The 20,375-nt window shown below is 63.1% G+C and carries 21 protein-coding genes; 13 read left to right on the top strand and 8 right to left on the bottom strand.

The genetic code is table 11. The annotated features are described in order from the left end of the window. Positions 1-42: 42 nt before the first annotated feature. The 5 genes from CO676_RS29540 to CO676_RS29560 form a co-directional block, all read right to left on the bottom strand. A complete protein-coding gene (locus tag CO676_RS29540) occupies positions 43-1,017 on the bottom strand; it encodes an adenosine deaminase (protein WP_014766568.1) in 975 nt (324 codons plus the stop codon). After that, positions 1,014-2,234: a phosphopentomutase gene (locus tag CO676_RS29545; RefSeq protein WP_097523702.1), complete on the bottom strand. Its 1,221-nt coding sequence runs from the start codon at positions 2,232-2,234 to the stop codon at positions 1,014-1,016. Before CO676_RS29545 ends, CO676_RS29540 begins: the two co-directional genes overlap by 4 nt. 125 nt (positions 2,235-2,359) lie before the next feature. Continuing rightward, positions 2,360-2,944: a TadE/TadG family type IV pilus assembly protein gene (locus CO676_RS29550; protein WP_097523703.1), complete on the bottom strand. Its 585-nt coding sequence runs from the start codon at positions 2,942-2,944 to the stop codon at positions 2,360-2,362. 7 nt (positions 2,945-2,951) lie between these two features. Next, the gene (locus CO676_RS29555) at positions 2,952-3,575 is read right to left on the bottom strand and encodes a TadE/TadG family type IV pilus assembly protein (RefSeq protein ID WP_097523704.1); all 624 of its coding nucleotides are present in this window, start codon (positions 3,573-3,575) and stop codon (positions 2,952-2,954) included. A 157-nt stretch (positions 3,576-3,732) separates the two neighbouring features. Next, the gene (locus CO676_RS29560) at positions 3,733-4,158 is read right to left on the bottom strand and encodes a pilus assembly protein N-terminal domain-containing protein (RefSeq protein WP_097523705.1); all 426 of its coding nucleotides are present in this window, start codon (positions 4,156-4,158) and stop codon (positions 3,733-3,735) included. 251 nt (positions 4,159-4,409) lie between these two features. Here CO676_RS29560 and CO676_RS29565 point away from each other — a divergent pair, with 251 nt between their 5' ends. The 10 genes from CO676_RS29565 (at position 4,410) to CO676_RS35520 (ending at position 13,836) form a co-directional block, all read left to right on the top strand. Continuing rightward, positions 4,410-4,592, top strand: coding sequence for a Flp family type IVb pilin (locus tag CO676_RS29565; RefSeq protein ID WP_097523706.1), 183 nt, complete (start codon positions 4,410-4,412; stop codon positions 4,590-4,592). A gap of 139 nt (positions 4,593-4,731) precedes the next feature. Next, positions 4,732-5,244 carry a prepilin peptidase gene (locus CO676_RS29570; protein ID WP_097523707.1) on the top strand — a complete coding sequence of 171 codons (513 nt, stop codon included), beginning with the start codon at positions 4,732-4,734 and terminating at the stop codon, positions 5,242-5,244. A 125-nt stretch (positions 5,245-5,369) separates the two neighbouring features. Then, positions 5,370-6,182 (top strand): Flp pilus assembly protein CpaB, encoded by an 813-nt coding sequence (gene cpaB / locus CO676_RS29575; protein WP_097523708.1) that lies wholly within the window; start codon positions 5,370-5,372, stop codon positions 6,180-6,182. A 93-nt stretch (positions 6,183-6,275) separates the two neighbouring features. After that, positions 6,276-7,718 (top strand): type II and III secretion system protein family protein, encoded by a 1,443-nt coding sequence (locus CO676_RS29580; protein WP_245424538.1) that lies wholly within the window; start codon positions 6,276-6,278, stop codon positions 7,716-7,718. A gap of 56 nt (positions 7,719-7,774) precedes the next feature. Continuing rightward, the gene (locus CO676_RS29585) at positions 7,775-8,428 is read left to right on the top strand and encodes a CpaD family pilus assembly protein (protein WP_179875696.1); all 654 of its coding nucleotides are present in this window, start codon (positions 7,775-7,777) and stop codon (positions 8,426-8,428) included. A gap of 37 nt (positions 8,429-8,465) precedes the next feature. Beyond that, a complete protein-coding gene (locus tag CO676_RS29590) occupies positions 8,466-9,749 on the top strand; it encodes a CpaE family protein (protein WP_097523711.1) in 1,284 nt (427 codons plus the stop codon). A gap of 77 nt (positions 9,750-9,826) precedes the next feature. Then, the gene (locus tag CO676_RS29595; RefSeq protein ID WP_179875697.1) at positions 9,827-11,290 is read left to right on the top strand and encodes a CpaF family protein; all 1,464 of its coding nucleotides are present in this window, start codon (positions 9,827-9,829) and stop codon (positions 11,288-11,290) included. Positions 11,291-11,398: 108 nt separating this feature from the next. Further along, a complete protein-coding gene (locus CO676_RS29600; protein WP_014766580.1) occupies positions 11,399-12,409 on the top strand; it encodes a type II secretion system F family protein in 1,011 nt (336 codons plus the stop codon). 12 nt (positions 12,410-12,421) lie between these two features. Further along, entirely contained in the window at positions 12,422-13,405 is a 984-nt protein-coding gene (locus tag CO676_RS29605; protein WP_097523712.1) for a type II secretion system F family protein, read from the top strand. Positions 13,406-13,473: 68 nt separating this feature from the next. Further along, the gene (locus CO676_RS35520) at positions 13,474-13,836 is read left to right on the top strand and encodes a hypothetical protein (RefSeq protein WP_161623547.1); all 363 of its coding nucleotides are present in this window, start codon (positions 13,474-13,476) and stop codon (positions 13,834-13,836) included. 127 nt (positions 13,837-13,963) lie between these two features. Here CO676_RS35520 and CO676_RS29615 read toward each other — a convergent pair whose 3' ends face one another. Continuing rightward, a complete protein-coding gene (locus tag CO676_RS29615; protein WP_014766583.1) occupies positions 13,964-14,788 on the bottom strand; it encodes a tetratricopeptide repeat protein in 825 nt (274 codons plus the stop codon). Positions 14,789-14,921: 133 nt separating this feature from the next. Here CO676_RS29615 and CO676_RS29620 point away from each other — a divergent pair, with 133 nt between their 5' ends. The 3 genes from CO676_RS29620 (at position 14,922) to CO676_RS29630 (ending at position 17,618) form a co-directional block, all read left to right on the top strand. Continuing rightward, complete coding sequence (locus CO676_RS29620) at positions 14,922-16,313, top strand: M17 family metallopeptidase (RefSeq protein ID WP_097523713.1); 1,392 nt, start codon at positions 14,922-14,924, stop codon at positions 16,311-16,313. Positions 16,314-16,413: 100 nt separating this feature from the next. Next, positions 16,414-16,758, top strand: coding sequence for a MarR family winged helix-turn-helix transcriptional regulator (locus tag CO676_RS29625; protein ID WP_014766585.1), 345 nt, complete (start codon positions 16,414-16,416; stop codon positions 16,756-16,758). An 8-nt stretch (positions 16,759-16,766) separates the two neighbouring features. Next, a complete protein-coding gene (locus CO676_RS29630) occupies positions 16,767-17,618 on the top strand; it encodes an NlpC/P60 family protein (RefSeq protein WP_014766586.1) in 852 nt (283 codons plus the stop codon). Between the two features lie 152 nt (positions 17,619-17,770). Here CO676_RS29630 and CO676_RS29635 read toward each other — a convergent pair whose 3' ends face one another. After that, positions 17,771-18,730 (bottom strand): glyoxylate/hydroxypyruvate reductase A, encoded by a 960-nt coding sequence (locus CO676_RS29635; protein WP_097523714.1) that lies wholly within the window; start codon positions 18,728-18,730, stop codon positions 17,771-17,773. A 10-nt stretch (positions 18,731-18,740) separates the two neighbouring features. After that, positions 18,741-20,369, bottom strand: a complete 1,629-nt coding sequence (locus CO676_RS29640; RefSeq protein WP_097523718.1) for an ABC transporter ATP-binding protein — start codon at positions 20,367-20,369, stop codon at positions 18,741-18,743. Positions 20,370-20,375: the final 6 nt, after the last annotated feature.

A 20,375-nucleotide genomic window follows, 5' to 3' on the forward strand; every position in this document is an offset into this window, starting at 1 on the left:
GGGAGAGGGCTAGGGTGAGAGGCAATCGCTCCACCTTCTCCGCTAGACGTGCAAGGCTGACAAAAGCTTCTGCCGCGTCGGTTCGTCGACGAAGGCGGCTTCGATTGCCGTCTTCGTCATCCGGTCGATTTCGCTGTCACCAAAGCCCATCACATGCGAGGCGATCTCGTATTCCTGCGCCAGCGACGTGTGGAAGAAGGGCGGATCGTCGGAGTTGAGGGTGACGCGGACGCCGGCCTCGAAAAGCGGGCGCAGCGGGTGCGAGGCGAAATCCGGGAACACCTGCAGCGAAATGTTCGAGCCCGGGCAGACTTCCAGCACAACGCCCTCATCCGCCAGACGCTTGACCAGATCCTTGTCCTCGCTCGCCCGAACGCCATGGCTGATGCGCGACGGGCGGACATGGTCGAGCGCGTCGCGGACGCTGAAGGCGCCGGAAAGCTCGCCTGCATGGATTGTCAGGCCCAGGCCGGCGTCGCGAACGATGTCGAAGGCGCGGGCGAACGCGGCAACGCTGTGCATGCGCTCCTCGCCGGCGAGATTGAAGCCGGTCACCAGCGGGTGCTGGAGCATGGCCGCATATTCAGCAGTCCTGACGACCGCTTCCGGCCCGAGATGGCGGATGCCGGTGATAAGCATGCGCGATTCGATGCCGGTTTTCGCTCTGGCCGCTTCCATGCCGGCGGCAAGCCCCTCGATATAGGCGTCGGCGCCGAGCCCGATCGTGTTGCCGTGGTCGGGCGAGACGATGATCTCGCTGTAGATCGTTCCGGCTTCGGCAAGCTCCGTCAAATAGGTCTCGGCAAGCAGCGCATAATCGCCTTCGGTGCGAAACAGCGAAGCGACGCTGTCGTAGCATTTCACGAAGCTGGTGAAATCCTCCCAGACATAGGCCTTGTCGCGGATGATGGCGCTGGTGTCGATGCCGTATTTGCGGGCCTGCCGCAACGCCAGTTCCGGCGGCGTGGCGCCTTCGATGTGGCAATGCAGCTCGGCTTTCTTCAGATGTGCGGTCAAATAAGGCTTCTCCCATATGGACCCGGCGCGATGCCGAGATGGCGGGCGACCGTCTCGCCGATATCGGCGAAACTGTCGGCAATGCCGAAGGATCGGCTCCTGAGCGACGGACCGAACATCAAGACCGGCACACGCTCGCGCGTATGGTCGGTGCCGCGCCAGGTGGGATCGCAGCCGTGATCGGCGGTCAGGATGACGATATCGCCGGGCCGGAGCCGCCGGTCGAGATCGGGCAGGCGGGCATCGAAGGCTTCGAGCGCCGCCGCATAGCCCGGCACGTCGCGGCGGTGGCCGTAGAGCATGTCGAAATCGACGAAGTTGGTGAAGACGAGGTCGCCCTCCTCCGCCTCTTCGACGGCCGCCAGGCTGGCGTCGAAAAGCGCCATGTTGCCATCCGCCTTGGTGATCCTGGTCACCCCTTGGTGCGCGAAGATATCGCCGATCTTGCCGATCGCGTGCACCGTCCGCCCGGCGTGATCGAGCCGGTCGAGGATCGTCGGCTCCGGCGGCAGGACGGAATAGTCGCGGCGGTGGCCGGTGCGGGTGAAATTGCCCGGATTGTTGCCGACGAACGGCCGGGCGATGACGCGGCCGATATTGTAGTCGTCGACGAGCCGCCGCACGACCTGGCAGAGCTCCAGCAGCCGCTCGAGCCCGAAGCTCTGCTCGTGCGCCGCGATCTGGAAGACCGAGTCGGACGAGGTGTAGCAGATCGGTTTGCCGCTTCGCATATGCTCTTCGCCAAGGCGGGCGATGATGTCGGTGCCGGAGGCATGGCAGTTGCCGAGAATGCCCGGAACGTCGCCTTCGCGGCAGATCGCCTCGACGAGTTCCGAGGGAAACGCGTCGCCCTCGGCGGGAAAATAGCCCCAGTCGAACATCACCGGCGTGCCGGCGATCTCCCAATGGCCGGACGGCGTGTCCTTGCCGCGCGAAATCTCGCTGGCAGCGCCATAGACGCCGTAGACGCGCTCCGGCAGCGGCATGCCGGCAGGGACCCGTCCGGTTGCCAGTCGCGCCGCATGGACAAGCCCGAGCGCCGACATATTCGGGAGTTGCAGTGGCCCTTCGCGCAAACCGGCGCGGTCGCCGGCGCCGGCCGCACAGAACTCGGCAATGTGACCGAGCGTATCGGCGCCGAGATCGCCAAAGGCCTCGGCGTCGGGTGCACCGCCGATGCCGAAGGAGTCGAGGACGAAGAGAAAGACACGCGCCATTGAACACCCGCTGGACCGGAGCGCGGGCGCGGTCCGGTGTTATCGAACTCGGCGGGAGCGATCCCGCGCAATCCGGCAGAAATAGCGCGGCGTCAAATTCAATGCAATTGAGCGGATCGAACGCCTCAGCAGCCCGAGCATTCGATCTTCGTTCCGAAGCGCTGGCGATAATAGGAGGTCTTGGTGAGGTCGATCGTGCTCACGCTGCTCGAAAGACCCGGCGAAAAGAGCAGCAGTTCGTGCGGGACGATCAGTTCGGTGCGCACGATGAAGGCGTTTACCGCCTCGAGATCGGAGGGCACCGAGGTCGTGGAATTGGCCGGGTAAGGTGTGCCGCCGTCCTGGTCGCGCGACCAGAGGACGGTCCCGGTCGTTGTGCCGGTGACCTGTATGCCGGTGATCTTCAGCGTGTAGTTCGTGCCGACATAGGGGGCCAGGATGCTTTCCGCGACGTTGTTCATTCCTTCGAGGAAGCCCGTATCGACGCTCGACTCCTGGGTGACGAGGTCGGCGACGGTACTCGAGGCGCGGGCGACCTTGCGCAGCACCGTGAAGCCGACCGAGATCTCGAAGGCGCCGATATAGGCCATGATCAAGAGCGGCGCGACGAGGGCGAATTCCACGCCACCGACGCCGCGGCGATCCCGCGACAGCCGGCACAAGCGTCCGAGGACACGCCGGACAAGGGTCCTTCCATGCGAGCGTCCCATCATATCCTCAATAGTCCTCGTTGCGGAACGTTGCGGTTGCCACCATCAGGTAATCCTGCGGCATGCTGCTGCCGGCGGGCCGGAGATTGGTAACATAAGGCCGCACGAGATCGGTGATCACCTGCCACCTGTAATAGGCACGCACCATGGTGAACTCCTTGTCGGCTCCCGGCGCGAACTGAAAGCCGCCGGTGTCGAGATCGGTGGAATCGCCGGACCCGACCCGCGGCACCGCCGCCGGAAACTGAGAGGGATCGGCAACTTCGCGGATGTCGAGATAAAGCTTTTCCGGCTCGTCGACCTCGGTGGCGGAGCAGGTCAACAGGATGGCAATCTCGTCGCAGAACGCTTGGCGGAATTCCGCCTGGGTCATGTCCGTCGACTTGCCCTGGTTGAAGGTGATTTCGCCGGTGCGGATCCTGCGTGCCAGCGTGTCGGTCGCATTCGCCAGCAATTGCTCGCCTGTGAAGGCGACGAATGTCTCGATCGAGGCGAAGACCACGATGAAGAACGGCAGCGCCAGGATGGCGAATTCAATTGCGGTCCCGCCTCGTCTGTCACCGAGCAGGCGGCGAAAGAGGTGGCGCGATGCGCGCCGGCTTGCCATGGATGCTTTCACTTCTATCGACATTGCGCCGTTCCGTCATGTCACGTCGTGAGCGGGATGCGGAAAAGTGCATGCGAGTTCGCCTGCATCCCCGTCTAATGCAATTGGCGCTAGAATAAGCTGCGACTGTTGAAGAATCGTTTTCCAAGACCCGAAGAATTTTAGTGGTCTCGGCGATGCCTTAATTGCTGCTCGACGTGGCCGCTTTGCGTTCGGCGTGACGCTCGCAGTTCGGCGAACAGGAGAAGACGGTGCGTGTGGTCTGCTTGTAGACGCGTACGGTGTTGCCCTCGTCGATCGACACGAGGACGCGTTCGTCGACGATGGCGTTGCCATCCTGGTCGAGAATGACGAGGTTCGTCGTGCCGAAATTGCGGCCCGTCAAAACGATCGTCTTCGAATCCGCGACCGTTGCGTCCGCGACATCCGAATTGCCGATGATCACCTTGCTCACCGGCCGGTCGAGTTTCAGCACGCGGGCGTGATCCATATAGACACGCATCATCTGCTCTGCCGCCTCCGTACCCCCGGCAGCAAGAATACCGATAAGGGCAGTTGCGAGAATGGTGAGCGTGGCGACCGGCTTGGTCGCGAGGGGCGTTATCATGGCGCGTCCTGATGGCGAATGGCTGCCCGCATCTTGGCGCGTTTTGGTGAATGAAAGGTTACATTAGTCTTGCGCAATTAATCTGATCCCTTTCCGGAGCATTCATCCAAGAAACAGCGGTGACGCTTTTACTCCACGCTAACCGGTTTCCTTAAGCCGATGGCAATTCGCCCCCGATAATTTCAGGGTATCCGATCAACGGCAAACAGTTGGCGGAAGTGCTGACAACAACGTGAAGTAGGAGAACCTCCATGAAGACCATTTTCGCCCGCCTGATGAAAGATGAATCCGGTGCAACGGCAATCGAATACGGCCTGATCGCAGCCCTGATCTCGGTGGCGCTCATCACCGGCGCAACGGCGCTTGGCGATCAGCTTGATTTGCTGTTCACGGGCCTCAAAGACGAGATGAAGACCGCTAACGACAATATGTAATCCGTCGCGTGTCTTTGTTGATTGCGAAGAGGGTCGTTTCAGTCGTGAAGCGACCCTCTTTCCTGCTGCCTGTCTTGTGTAATTGTCGCGTGCCTTCGATCATTATTTCTTTCGGCGGAAGTGCGCCTCGGAGGGTAAGATGACCATAGCTGCCGCCTTCGTCGTCTTTCCGTTTTGCCTGGCCTTCGCGGCCATCTCGGATTTGCTGACGATGACGATCCCAAACCGGGTGTCGGCGATCCTGCTTGGTACATTTGTCGTCACCGCGCCCTTCGTAGGCCTCGGCCTCGGCCAGATCGGCCTTCACGTGGCGGCGGCCGCCTTGGTCTTTGCCGTCTGCTTCTGCCTTTTTGCGCTCAACATCATGGGTGGCGGCGACGCCAAGCTCCTGACCGCCTGCGCCATCTGGTTCGGTCTCGATGCGTCGCTCGTCGCCTTTCTCGTGTATGTCTCGATTTGCGGCGGGCTGCTGACCGTGGCCGTACTTCTCTTGCGGAGACAAGAGAATGCGATTCTGGCGAGCGGCATTCCGGTACCGCAACTGCTGCTGACAGCGAAAAAGATTCCCTATGGCGCAGCGATCGCGCTCGGCGGCTTTGCCGCCTATCCCTCGTCGCCGCTGATGGAAGCCGTCTTCGCGCAGCTTTCGTGATGGCGGCCTTACTTCTAAACCGCGTGTTACGTCTCGTTAACCGCGTTCATAAGTGATCCGTTAACTATAATTACACCAATTCCTGATCAATCTGTCTCCGGGGATTTCCAGGGGCTGAGAAGATCATGAAACCGGTGCGCATCATCATTCTGGCGGTGGCCGTGGGTTCCGCGGCAATGGCTGGGCTATTGGCGATGAAGCTCACCCGTGCTCCTGCGCTGCGGACGGCGGAACCGCTCGTCGAGCAGGCGCCCAGCATCAATGTCCTCGTCGCCAGCAAAAGCCTGCCGGTGGGCTCCCGTCTCGGCGCCGATTCGATCCACTGGTTGGCCTGGCCGAAGGACGGCGTCGCCGAGGGCATGATCACCGAGGAAAGCCGCCCGGCCGCAATCGACGATCTTTCCGGTGCGGTCGTCCGCCTGCCGCTCTTCGACGGTGAGCCCCTCCGCCAGGAAAAGATCGCCGACCCGTCAAACCGCATCATGTCTTCGCTGCTGCCGGCCGGAAAGCGGGCGGTGGCCACGGAAATCACCGTCGCCACCGGCGCCGGCGGCTTCATCCTGCCCAACGACCGCGTCGATGTCATCATGGTCCGCAAGTCAGACGGCGACGTCTATTTGACCGAAACCGTGCTTAGCAATGTCCGGGTGCTGGCGATCGACCAGCAGGTCGAAGAGAAGGATGACGGTTCGAAGTCCGTCATAGGCACCACAGCCACACTCGAGCTCACGCCCGACCAATCGAAAGTGATGACGGTCGCGCAGCAGATGGCCGAGCGCATATCGCTGGCTCTACGCAGCGTCGCCGATGCCCAGGAGGCCGATACAGAGGCAGCCGACTATCTTCTGAGCGGCGATGGCCAGCCGAGCATTCAAGTCATCAAATCCGGTTCCATCGTCAAGAACGATGACACCGGCACCACGCAGAACCAGCAGTAAGATCGGACGGGGCGTAACGTGAAGCCGAGCGGAAACACATTTCGGACCTGTCTCGCAGCCGGTCTTTCCTTCTCACTGGCATTTTCCGGAGTGATGTTGCCGGCTGTCCCGACCGCGCAAGCCGCCGCCTCGTCAGTCGTCCATATCGTCGAGAGCGGTCCGGGCGTGAAGAAGAAGGTCAATCTCGGTCTCAACAAGGCAGTCGTCGTCGATCTCCCTACAGACGCCCACGATATTCTCGTTGCCGATCCGGCGCTTGCCGATGCCGTCACGCGCACGTCGCGCCGCATCTATCTGTTCGGCAAGACCGTCGGTCAGACGAACATCTTCGTTTTCGGCCCGAATGGGGAGGAGATCGTCAGCCTCGATGTCGCCGTCGAACGTGATGTCGCCGGCCTCGAAGCCAACTTGCGCCGCTTCATTCCCGACGCGGATATCCATGTCGAGATCGTTTCCGACAACGTGGTCCTGACCGGCACGGTCCGCACGCCGCTCGACTCCACCAAGGCAGTCGATTTGGCCCGCGCCTTCCTGCAGGGCGGTGAGGCGACGACCCGCAACATCACCGCCCAGGGTACCAATGGTGACGCCGATATTTTTGCCGAGGAACGTCAGACCTCGCAGATCGTCAATCTCCTAACGGTCGAGGGCGAGGATCAGGTGACCTTGAAAGTCACTGTTGCGGAGGTCAGTCGGCAGGTGCTGAAGCAACTTGGCTTCAACGGCCGCGTCACTGATGGCGAAAGCGGTATCAGCTTTCGCAATCCAGCCAATCTCGGCGACGCAATCGGCCTTGGCACCAACGCCGTCATTTCAGGCTCGATCGGCGCGACGACGATTTCGAGTTACATCAATGCCATGGAGCAGGCAGGCGTTATGAGGACGCTCGCCGAACCGAGCTTGACCGCGATCTCCGGTCAACAGGCGAAGTTTTACGTTGGCGGCGACTTCCGGCTTGCCGGTGCTCAGGAAGTCGCCGAAGACGGTGTCGAGCGTGAAGTTAACGACGTCGAGTACGGTATAAGGCTGAATTTTAAGCCCGTCGTTCTCGGAGCCGGTCGGATAAGCCTGCAGATCGAAACAGATGTTTCCGAACCGACGTATGAAGGATCAGTGGTCACGGGTAATGGGGTCACTACTATCCCCGGTAACACCTTCCTCGGCATCCGCCGGCGCGAAGCCTCGACCAGCGTCGAACTGCCCTCCGGCGGCTCGATCGTCATCGCCGGTCTCGTGCAGGACAATATCCGCCAGGCGATGTCCGGCCTGCCCGGCGCTTCGAAAATCCCGATCCTCGGCACGCTGTTCCGCAGCAAGGATTTCCAGCGCAACGAGACCGAACTCGTGATCATCGCGACGCCCTATCTGGTGCGGCCGGTCGCCCGCAGCGCGCTGTCGCGGCCAGACGACAACTTCAATCCGGCTAATGATCTCGAGAGCTTCTTCGTCGGTCGCGTCAATCGGATCTACGGCCGTCCGGAGGCGGCCGCCCCAGTCGGCCGCTATCACGGCACTGTCGGGTTCATCTACAAATAGGTCGGGTCATGCACAACCGAAACGCAGTTCACAAAAGACTTGAAAGGCCGGCCCCGATGTCGTTGACCCGCACCTTCGCTAGCATGGCCGCATTGGCGATCGTCGCCGGCCTGCTTGCCGGCTGCGGCAGCAAGGACAATCTGTCGACCGGCTCGATCCCCGACGACTACCGTACCCGCCATCCAATCGTCATTGCCGAAGGGGAGCGGGTCATCGACATTCCGGTCGCCTCGGGGGACAGACGGCTGACCGCGGGCACGCGCGACGTCATCCGCGGCTTTGCCACCGAATACCGCAATGCGTCGAGCGGCGTGATCCAGATCATGCTGCCGCGCGGCTCCGTCAACAGCCACGCCGCGCAAATCGTCCGCAAGGACATCCGGCGCCTGCTGGCGGCTGCCGGCGTGCCGCCGAAGAGAATGATCGAGACGAGTTACGAAGCGCGTTCTTCGGGCGACGCCGCGCCCATCCGCTTGAGCTATGTCGCGATCACCGCGCAGACCGCGCCCTGCGGCGAGTGGCCGGAAGACCTGACGCTGACGATGGAAAACCGCAACTATTATAATTTCGGCTGCGCTTCGCAGTCCAACCTGGCCGCACAGATCGCCAATCCGACGGACCTGATCGGTCCGCGCCAGATGTCGCCGGTCGACGCGGCCCAGCGCGGGGAAGTGATCGACGCCTGGCGCGATGCGGCCTCGGATGACTGAGCGACGGTTGGATGATGCAGCATTTCGAGGAACGAAGATGAGCGCGATTGAATACAGCATCGACACCGGCGGAGCCGAGCTTGCGGCGGACGTATCGCGCCCCGGTGATCTCGATCAGCTTCGGCCGTTGCCGCGCATTTCGATCCATGCCTTCTGCGAGAGCGAGGCCATGCAGCGCCTCATGGAGCGCTGTGGGCAGGATCGCCGTATGGCGAAGGTGAGCCTTCGCATCACCGGAGGCAGTATCGCCGCCGCCGCAAACATGTTCGCGAGCGTGTCGACGCCCAATCTGATCATCCTCGAGACCGCCACGGAGCCGCGATCCCTGCTTGCGGAGCTGGCGCCGCTCGCCGCGGTCTGCGACCCGACCACCAAGGTCGTCATCATCGGCCGCCACAACGACATTGCGCTCTACCGCGAACTGATCCGCAATGGCATCTCGGAATATATGGTCGCGCCGGTAGCGATGGCGGATCTGCTGGCGGCGGTTTCGGCGATCTTCGTCGATCCCGAAGCCGAACCGGTCGGGCGAAGCCTCGCCTTCATTGGCGCCAAGGGGGGCTGCGGCTCGTCGGTCATTGCCCACAATTGCGCCTGGGGCATCTCCAACCTGTTCTCGACGGAAACCATCCTCGCCGACCTCGATCTGCCCTACGGCACGGCAAACATCGATTTCGACCAGGATCCGCCGCAGGGGATTGCCGAGGCCGTCTCGGCGCCGGACCGGCTGGACGAGGTCTTTCTCGATCGGCTTCTCACCAAGTGTTCCGAACACCTGTCGCTGCTCGCTGCGCCCTCGATGCTGGACCGCGCCTATGATTTCGAGGCGGGAGCCTTCCAGCCGATCCTCGAAATCCTCCAGCGCAGCGCGCCCGTGTCGGTGCTGGATGTCCCGCACGCCTGGTCGGACTGGACCCGTTCAGTGCTCGGGGAGGCCGACGAGGTGGTGATCACCGCGATTCCCGACCTGGCAAGTCTCCGGAATACGAAGAACCTCCTCGACGCTCTGAAGAGGCTTCGGCCGAACGACAGGGCGCCACATCTCGTCCTCAATCAGGTGGGGATGCCCAAGCGGCCGGAAATCGCTCCCAACGAATTCTGCGAGTCGCTGGAAATCGAGGCTGCAGCCATCATCCCCTTCGACACGGTGCTCTTCGGAAATGCCGCCAATAGCGGCCGGATGATCGCGGAAATCGACAGGAAATCCCCCGCCGCTGAGACCTTTTCGCAGCTCGCCCATCTTCTGACCGGACGCACGGCGATCAAGAAGGCACGCAAGGGCGGTCTCGGCAAGGTTCTGGCAAAGCTCGGCAGGCGATAGCGCCCGCGCGGAGGGAGCATTTCTGGCTCCCGTCCGGTTCGAAACCGAAGGAATGATGCAGCAAGCGGAATGAAGTGATGTTTGGCAAACGCGGAAATGAAGGTTTTGGCAAGGCTGGCGCGCAACCGCTCGTGATGCCGCCGTCCATGCCGGCGGCGCCGTCGGCGGTAGTGGAGCGTCCCACGGCGCCTATCCTCGCCGAACCGGCCGCTGCCGCGCCCCGTGCGCAACCGGCCGCACCGGCGCGCCGCCGTGCACCGCGGGCGGAGGACTACTACGATACGAAATCGCAGGTCTTCTCCGCGCTGATCGATACGATCGACCTGTCGCAACTCGCCAAGCTCGATACCGAGAGCGCGCGCGAGGAAATCCGCGACATCGTCAACGACATCATCACCATCAAGAACTTCGCGATGTCGATCGCCGAGCAGGAGGAGCTGCTCGACGACATCTGCAACGACGTACTCGGCTACGGGCCGCTCGAGCCGCTGCTGGCGCGCGACGACATCGCCGACATCATGGTCAACGGCGCCGGCCAGACCTTTATCGAAGTCGGCGGCAAGGTCGAGGAATCGGAGGTCCGTTTTCGCGATAACGCTCAGCTTCTGTCGATCTGCCAGCGCATCGTCAGCCAGGTCGGCCGGCGCGTCGACGAATCGAGCCCGATCTGCGACGCCCGCCTGCCGGACGGCTCGCGCGTCAACGTCATCGCCCCGCCGCTGGCGATCGACGGGACGGCCCTGACGATCCGCAAGTTCAAGAAGGACAAGCTGACGCTGGAGCAGCTCGTCCGCTTCGGGTCGATCACGCCTGCGGCCTCGGTTCTGCTGCAGATCATCGGCCGCGTCCGCTGCAATATCGTCATTTCCGGCGGCACAGGCTCTGGCAAGACGACGCTGCTCAACTGCCTGACGCGCTATATCGACAGCGACGAGCGGATCATCACCTGCGAAGACTCCGCCGAATTGCAATTGCAGCAGCCGCACGTGGTTCGTCTCGAAACCCGCCCGCCGAACATCGAGGGCGAGGGCGAGATCACCATGCGCGACCTGATCAAGAACTGCCTTCGCATGCGTCCGGAACGCATCATCGTCGGCGAAGTGCGCGGCCCGGAGGTCTTCGACCTGCTGCAGGCGATGAACACCGGCCATGACGGCTCGATGGGCACGATCCACGCCAACACCCCGCGCGAGTGCCTGAGCCGCATGGAGTCGATGATCGCCATGGGCGGCTACACGCTGCCGGCCAAGACCGTTCGCGAAATCATCGCCGGCTCGGTGGACGTGATCATCCAGGCCTCGCGTCTTCGCGACGGGTCGCGCCGCATTACCCACGTCACCGAGGTGACCGGCATGGAAGGCGACGTGATCGTCACCCAGGACCTGATGCGCTACGAGATCGACGGCGAGGACGCCAACGGAAGGATTATCGGCCGCCATGTTTCGACCGGTATCGGCCGGCCGCATTTCTGGGATCGTGCCCGCTACTTCAACGAGGACAAGCGGCTCGCCGCCACACTCGACGCGATGGAAAAGAACTAGAGCGGGATGAGGAAAAGTGTGTGCGGTTTTCCGCCCGCATCCCGCTCCCACAAGGAACCCCGCGGCATTCCGCCCGCGGGCTGCTGAAGCGAAGGAACAGATCACGCGATGTTCGGCATAGACATCACCGTCCTGGCATTGGCCGGCCTCGTCGCGCTTGCGGCGGCGGCGCTCGCCTACGGTGTGCTCTATTCCCGGATCGAAAACGACAAGAAGGCGGAAGGCCGCCTGCGCCGCGTCAGCGCCGCCGAGACGGACCGCGTAAAGATCAAGGCGGCCCGCGACCGCGTCAACGAAATGTCCAAGCGGCGAAAATCCCTGCAGGATTCACTGAAGGAGCTCGAAAAGAAGCAGCAGGAAAAAACGGCCAATTCCGCTCCGTCGATGAAGAAGCGGCTGGAGCAGGCCAATCTCTCGATCTCCCCGACGCAGTTCTATCTGTTCAGCGCGGTCTTCGGTCTGTTCGCCTTCATCGTCGTCCTCATCGCCGGGACCGGCCTGTGGATCGCTGCCGGTGTCGGGCTGATCGCAGCGGCCGGTTTGCCGCGTTGGGTCGTCGGATGGAAGATCAAGCGGCGCTGCAAGAAATTCCTCGACGAGTTTCCGAACGCACTCGACGTCATGGTCCGCTCGATCAAGTCCGGTCTGCCGCTGAACGATGCATTGCGGCTGATTGCCAGCGACGGTCAGGAGCCGGTGAAGACGGAGTTCCGCCGCGTCGTCGAATCCCAGCAGGTCGGTCTCAACGTTCCGGAGGCCTGCGCCCGCATGATCCAGAGCATTCCGCTGCCCGAGGTGAACTTCTTTGCGATCGTCATCGCCATCCAGGCGCAGGCCGGCGGCAACCTGTCCGAAGCGCTCGGCAATCTCTCCAAGGTCCTGCGCGAGCGCAAGAAGATGAAGGCGAAGGTCGGCGCCTTGTCGATGGAGGCCAAGGCTTCGGCCTGCATCATCGGCGCCTTGCCCTTCATCGTGGCGACGCTCGTCTATCTGACATCGCCCGATTACATGATGGTGCTTTTCACCGATCCGCGCGGACATCTCATCATGGGTGCCTCGGCCGTCTGGATGAGCATCGGCATCTTCGTGATGCGCAACATGATCAATTTCGATATCTGAGGCGAGAGCGCGATGGACGGCTGGATAAGGACACTCACCGACCCGAACATAATCATCGCAGTCCTCGTGTCGATGGCCGTGCTCGCGACCTTCTACTCGCTCGCCATTCCCCTTTTCGAACGCGGCGACCTGACCAAGCGAATGAAATCCGTCGCCACCGAACGCGAGCAGATCCGCGCCCGCGAGCGTGCCCGGCTGAACGCCGAAGCCGCGGCCGGCAAGGCAAGTCTCAGGGCGCAGCACAATACCTCGGTTCGGCAGATCGTCGAGCGGCTCAATCTCAGGCAGGCGCTGGTGGACGAGAACACCGTCAATCGGCTGAAAACCGCCGGCTACCGCTCGCAGAATGCGCTGAATAGCTTCCTCTTCGCGCGGTTCTGCCTGCCGTTCCTGTTTCTGGGCGTTTCCGTCGTCTACATTTTCGTCCTGGGCAACTTTGCCGACAAGCCGTTCATGCTGCGTGTATGCTTCGCGCTCGGCTTCTCCTATCTCGGCTTCTATGCGCCGAACATTTTCATCGCCAATGCGATATCGAAGCGCCAGCATTCGATCCGCCGTGCCTGGCCGGACGCGCTCGACCTGCTGCTGATCTGCGTCGAATCGGGCGTCTCGATGGAACTCGCCATGCGGCGCGTCGCCGACGAGATTTCTGCCCAGTCGGCGGCGCTGGCCGAGGAACTGGTGCTGACGACGGCGGAACTGTCGTTCCTGCCCGACCGGCGCATCGCGCTCGAAAATCTCGGCTTGCGCAGTGGCCTCGAGGAGGTCAAAGCGGTGATGCAGGCGCTGATCCAGGCCGACCGCTACGGCACGCCGATTGCACAGGCTCTGCGCGTGCTGGCGCAGGAAAGCCGCGACCAGCGCATGACGGCGGCGGAAAAGAAGGCGGCCGCGCTGCCGCCGAAACTGACGGTGCCGATGATCCTCTTCTTCCTGCCGGTGCTCGTCGCCGTCATTCTCGGCCCGGCGGGAATACAGGTGGCGGATAAGTTCTAGACGCGGCGCCTTGTAGAGTGGGCTGCGGGATTCGCAAGTAATCGATCATCCGCGGGTTTGACCCGAGGATGCAATCACAAGCAGCTCAATGCTGTCATAACAGGATGTCTTTGCCCCAGACCGCGCGCCACGCTGTCGAGCGACGTGCATTACAGGTAGATGGTGCGCTCGCCGAATTCGGTTTCTTCATCGAAATTGCGCGTGCCGATTCATTCGCTTTCACCGGCAAGCTTGGTCTCTGGCTGCACGCTCTCTTCGGCCGCGTTGCTGCTTGTGCTTTGAAGCTGCTCGAGCTTGGACTCGAGTGCCGCGATCTCGCTTTGGATCGTCTGCTTCTCGGTCTCGTCTGGAAAGCTCCGCCTCCTTCCGAGCGATTTGCGCCTCGATCTCTGAAACAGTGCTCGACGATGAAGTGGAGTTCGATGAGCTGACAACCGCCATCGCGGTTGAGCCGGAAATTGCGCCGACCATCTGCAACCTTCATAGTCGGGGTGCTATCTCACGAAGAAGTGAACGCGCGGTGAAGGGCGCAAAACTGTGCGGCCTTCTTCATCCCGCTCAGTTCGTATTTCCGTCGTCCGCCTTGGCGAGCTCGGTCCAGGCGCCCTTTTGGGAAAGCATTGAGCGCAGATAGGTGACGTTGGCTTCCGCCTGCTCGGGAGTCAGCTCCTGCCGGGCGATTGTTTCGGCCTCCTGGAAACGCCCCTGCAGCCCGACGGCGAGGGCGAGATTCTGGCGGACGCTGCTGTCGGCGCCGGGCTTGTCTGCGGCAGAACGGAGGTAGGTCTCGGCGGTCTTCAGGTCCTTGGTCAAGAGATAGGACATGCCGAGATTCGATAGGATCGTGGGCTCGTTGGGTTGGAGATCCAGCGCCTCGCGATACCGCAGGCGCGCCTCGGACGAGCGGCCGAGCTGGTCGAGGACGGCGCCTTCGGCCGATTTCAGCTTCCAATCGGGCCGGTCGGGCGTCTGCGCCCGGCCAATCGTCGCAAGCGCCTGTTCGAGCTGTCCGGCGGCGGCCTGGGCCTTGCCGTAGGCGCCGAGGACCTCGCGGTCCGTCGGGTGGTTGATCGCCACCTGCTGCATCACGGCGAGCGCCTGTTCGTTGCGCCCGCTCATGCGCAGGAGATTGGCGTAGTTCAGGCCCGCTTCGCGGTTCCTGGGGTCGCGCTCGTAGGCCTGGCCGATGTTCTCCGCGGCTGCCGCAAGCTCGGTTGCGTTCATCGACGGCACCGGTTTCGACAGCTTCGGGATGGAGCCGGTCGTCAGCTCCTTATTGCCCTGCTGTCCGGCGCAGCCGCCGAGCGCCATCGCCGTCAGCGCGACCGCGGCTGCAACAGCGAGGCGATGCATGGAGGAAGAGAAGATGTCTTGCGTTGTCATGAAGCGGCGTCCCACCAGGCAATTGGCACCGGAACTCCCAACATCAACGGCGCAACTTTCACTCCAGCAATAATCTGTTAACCCTAACAGAGCGTTAATTGCACCATCCCTTATCCGTCAGTCGAGGACATTCATGGCTCCCTTCCAGTTCATCGAGCGGCCGTCGCCGTTCAACGCCAGCGCCGGCAAGACGCTGCCCATCTTCGCGGTGACGCCGGCGCATATCGAGTCCGGGAGCATCGACCCGATCGCCCTCGACTGGGCGAAAAAGGCCGGCTTCAAGGCGGAGTCCGGCGCCGTTCTCCTCATCCCCTCGGCGGACGGCCACCTCGGCGGCGCGTTGTTCGGCCTCGGCACGAAGCCATCACAGGCGCCGTTCCTGAGCGGCAAGCTCGCCCGCGCCCTGCCAGCCGGCAAATGGCATATCGAGACGGCGCCGCTGACCGCCAATCGCCTGGCGCTCGGCTACGGCCTGGGCTCGTACCGCTTCGAGCGCTACAAGTCCCCCAAGCCCGAGGCGCCGACACTGATGATCCCGGCCGACGCGGATGCGGCCGACATCAAGCGGCAGCTTGCCGGCGTCTTCCTGGCCCGAGATCTGATCAACACGCCGACCAACGACATGGGGCCGGAAGCGCTGGAATCGGCCTTCCGGGCGCTCGCCGCCCACTACAAGGCCGACGTCTCGGTGATCTCCGGCGAAGCCCTGCTGACCCAGAATTTCCCGCTGGTGCACACGGTCGGCCGCGCCAGCGCCGAGGCGCCGCGGCTCCTCGAGATGCGCTGGGGCAAGAAGGGACACAGGAAGGTGACACTCGTGGGCAAGGGCGTCTGTTTCGACACCGGCGGTCTCGACATCAAGCCGGCCGCCTCGATGCTGCTGATGAAAAAGGACATGGGTGGCGCCGCGAATGTCATGGGCCTCGCGCTGATGATCATGGACGCGAAGCTGAAGGTTGACCTGCGCGTCATCGTGCCGGTCGTCGAGAATTCGATTTCCTCCAATGCCTTCCGGCCAGGCGACATCTACCGGAGCCGCAAGGGCCTGACGGTGCAGATCGACAACACCGATGCCGAGGGCCGGTTGATCCTTGCCGATGCGCTTGCCTATGCCGATGAGGAGAGCACAGACCTCATCATCGACATGGCGACGCTCACCGGGGCAGCGCGCGTCGCGCTCGGCCCGGACCTGCCGCCCTTCTTTACCGACGACGAGGAATTGGCCCGCGGCCTTTCCGAGGCGAGCCTTGCGGTGGACGATCCGCTCTGGCGGATGCCGCTCCATATGGGCTACGACAAGGATGTCTCCGCCCGGATCGCGGATCTCACCAATGCGCCCTCGGGCGGCATGGCCGGCTCGATCACCGCGGCGCTGTTCTTGAAGCGCTTCGTGACGAATGCGAAGAGCTGGGTGCATTTCGACATTTTCGGCTGGGCCCCGTCCGAACGTCCGCATTCGCCGATCGGCGGTGAAGCCCAGGCAATAAGGGCGCTCTATCAACACATAGACCGGCTTGCAGGGTAGGGGAATGCTACTCGTCGCCGGGATTCGATGACTGGAAGAAACGCTTGCGTAACGATCGGCCGCCTATGGTGCTGGCAACGTGACTTACGCAGGAGTTCCCTTGCCGGTCGAACTGACGCCTTCCCAAGCGCTGGGGCTCTGGCATGCCGTCTCGCTCGAGCAGGTCCGCGTCGATAGCCGCGATCTGACGCTCCGCCAGATGGCGATCCTGCTCGAAATCTACCTCGTGCCGCCGCCGCACACGGTGCGCGGTCTGGCTGCGAAACTCGGCGTGACGAAGCCGGTGATCACCCGCGCTCTCGACACGATGGGCGCGCTCGGCCTCGTCGACCGGGTGCGCGACGAGCGCGACAGGCGTAATGTGGTCATCAAGCGCACCGTCGAGGGCGCGCTATATCTTGAAAAGTTCGGCGATCTGATCATCAATCAGGGCCGCAAACTGTGAGTTCAGCCATGCCAGAACTGCTCGATCGCCGTCTTAATGCCTATCGCGCCGACCTTGCGGAAGAGCGCCTGCGCGGTCTCGTCGAAGCCAAGCGCTTCGTCGACGGGACGCCGGCCACGGTGTCCGTGCCGGTGGCGACGCTTCGGGCAAGGCCGGATCTCGCCGGCGGCACCGAGACGGAATTGCTCTATGGCGAAACGGCACGCATTCTCGACGTCGCTGACGGATGGGCCTGGGTCAAGTCGGACCTCGACGGCTATGTCGGCTACGTGCCGCGGGATGCGGTCGGGGAGCCCGGCGCGCCGGCGACCCACATCGTCGCGGTGCCCCGCACATTCGTCTATCGCGGCGCCGACCTACGCTTCCCGCAAGCGTTCGCGCTCTCGATGGGAAGCCGGCTGAATGTCGTCGGCGAGGCCGAGACGCGCGGCACGCGCTATTTTCTCCTCGACGGTGGATTGGCGGTCGTCACCAACCATTGCGCGCCGGCCGGTGGCCCGATCGGCGACGACTACGTCGCCATCGCCACCCGCTTCCTCGAAACGCCCTATCTCTGGGGTGGCCGCTCCGGCTTCGGCATCGACTGTTCCGGTCTGGTGCAGCTCGCGATGCAGATGACAGGCCGGCAGGCACCGCGCGACACGGATATGCAGGCCGCGATCGGCCAGCCGATCGGCCGCGACGACCTCTCCCGCGGCGACCTCGTCTTCTGGAAAGGGCACGTCGCCATCATGGAGGACGACAAGTCCCTGGTGCATGCCAATGGCTATACGATGACCGTTGCCCGCGAAGGGCTCGACGACGCCATCCGCCGCATCGGCTGGCTTTACGGAGAGCCGACGGGGTATCGCCGGCCTTAGGCGATTTGGGCTGAATCCTGCCAAAAGCTCAGTCATTCTCGGGCTTGACCCGAGGATCCAGAAACCAGCCAGGTACGCCCCACCCGCTCATCTTGTGTGTGGATCCTCGGGTCAAGCCCGAGGATGACAGAGGGAGGACGCGGCGCCTCAGATCAGTAGCCGGCTACCTTATCCACCACATGCTCCAAAGGCAGACCGCTTTCGAAGCGGTCGATCTGCTCGTTGACATGGGCAAAGAGCGCCTTGACGTCTGACGACGCGGCGACGTGCGGCGTCACATAGACGTTCGGCATGTCCCAGAAGCGGCTATCCCGGGAAAGCGGCTCCTCTTCGAAGACGTCGAGCGACACGGCGTCCAGCACGCCCGAATCGAGGCACTCGAGAATATCGGCCTCCACCTGGCTGCCGCCGCGGCCGGCATTGATGAACACCGGGGCGCCGAACGGACCCTTGCGGCGGAGTTTCTTAAAGAGGGCTGCGTTGAAAATGCCCTGCGTATCGGGCGTCAGTGGCAACAGGCCGACCAGAAAATCCGTCCGGCCGAGAAACGCGTCGAGGCCGGCGGCGTCATAGGTCTCGATGTCCTCGACGGTCCGTTTGCTGCGCGACCAGCCGATCACCTTGAAGCCCATCACGGCAAGCTTGCGGGCGGCGTCCTGTCCGAGCACGCCCATGCCCATGATGCCGACGGTGACGTCGGCGGCCTCCGGCTGGCTGAGATCGCGCCACTCGCGCTTCTTTGCCAGCGCCTCGTAGGCGCGCTGCTGGCGCAGATGCAGCAGGCATTGCATCACCACCCATTCGCTCATCCGGGTCGTCAGCGTCCGGTCAACGAACCGCACCAGCGGCACCTCGGGGAGGCCCGGCAGTTTCAGCACATGGTCGACGCCGGCGCCGCCGGAAAAGACGACTTTCAGGTCCGGCGCGCGCGAGAAGAGATCGGGCGCTGACTTCCAGACCACCGCATAGTCGATGCCAGAGAGGTCCCGTCCTCGATGGGTCGGATCCGCAAGGTTGATCACTTCGCGTCCGGGGAAGGCGCCCTCGAGGGCGGTATCCACTTCGTCCGGAATGAATTTCAGGTCGACGATGACGGGGCTTTTCGCGGGCATTGCGGGCGCTCTACTGACGGATGGCGGAAAGGTTGACGGCCTCGAGATTGAAGGCGGCGGCCATCAGTGCCTTTGTGTAGTCTTCGGCGGGCGCGCTGAAAATCTTCTGGGCCGGCCCCTGTTCGACCACCTTGCCGAGCCGCATGACGATCACCTCGTTGGCAAGCGCCCGCACCACTTTGAGGTCGTGGCTGATGAACAGATAGGCGAGGTTGTGCTTGCGCTGCAGGTCGCGCAGGAGGTCGACCACCTGCGCCTGAACGCTCATGTCGAGCGCCGAGGTCGGCTCGTCGAGCATGACAAATTGCGGTTTCAGCACCATGGCGCGGGCGATCGCGATGCGCTGCCGCTGGCCGCCGGAGAATTCATGCGGGTAGCGCCAGCGGGTGGCCGGCTCGAGGCCGACCTCCTGCAGCGCCGCGGCGACCCTCGAGTCGCGCTCGTCGTCGGAGAGCGCCCTCTCATGGATCTTCAGCCCCTCGCCAATGATATCGGCAACCGACATGCGCGGGCTGAGTGATCCGTAAGGATCCTGAAAGACCACCTGCATCCGGTTCCTGAGCGGCCGCATCTCGCCGAAACTATAGGCGTCGATATTCTGGCCGATGAACGCGATCCGTCCCTTTGACGAGATCAGCCGCGTCAGCGCCAGACCGAGCGTCGTCTTGCCCGAGCCGGATTCGCCGACGACGCCCAGCGTCTGCCCGGCGCGAAGCGTAAGATCGATGCCGTCCACCGCCTTCACATGGTCGACGACGCGACGCAGGAAACCGGCCTTGATCGGAAACCAGACCTTCACGTCCTTCCCTTCGATGACGATCGGCTTCGATGCATCGGAAGCCGGCGGCTCCCCCTTAGGCTCGGAGGCGAGCAGGTGCCGCGTATAGGCGTGCTGCGGGTTGGCGAAGATTTCCGCCGTCGGGCCGGTCTCGACGATCTTGCCCTTGGTCATCACGCAGACCCGGTCGGCGATCTTGCGGACAATGCCGAGGTCGTGGGTGATAAACAGCATGGACATGCCGTGCTGGTCCTTGAGTGCTTTCAGAAGCTCGAGGATCTGTGCCTGCACGGTGACGTCGAGCGCCGTCGTCGGTTCGTCGGCGATCAAGAGTTCCGGACGGTTGGCAAGCGCCATGGCGATCATCACGCGCTGACGCTGGCCGCCGGAAAGCTGGTGCGGATAGGCGCCGAGCCGCTTCTCCGCTTCGCGGATGCCGACCTGATCGAGGAGCTCCAGCGTTTTCGCGCGCGCCGCAGCGCCCTCGATGCCCTGGTGAAGCTCGAGAATCTCGCCGATCTGCTGCTCGATCGTGTGCAGCGGATTGAGCGACGTCATCGGCTCCTGGAAGATCATCGTGATGTCGTTGCCGCGAACGTGGCGCAGCTCGGCATCGCTCGCCTTCAGCAGTTCCTTGCCGTTGAAGAGGATCTCGCCGCTCGGGTGGCTGGCGGCCGGGTAGGGCAGCAGCTTCAGGATCGAGTTCGCCGTGACCGATTTGCCCGAGCCGGACTCGCCGACAAGCGCAACCGTTTCGCCGCGCTTGATGTCGAACGAGATGTGGTCGACGGCGATGGACGTGTCGCCGCCCTGATGGAAGGCGACGGAGAGATCGCGCACGGAGAGGAGGGTGTCTGTCATCGTCTC

The organism is Sinorhizobium sp. BJ1, from assembly GCF_002531555.1.
Lineage (GTDB): Bacteria > Pseudomonadota > Alphaproteobacteria > Rhizobiales > Rhizobiaceae > Sinorhizobium > Sinorhizobium fredii_B.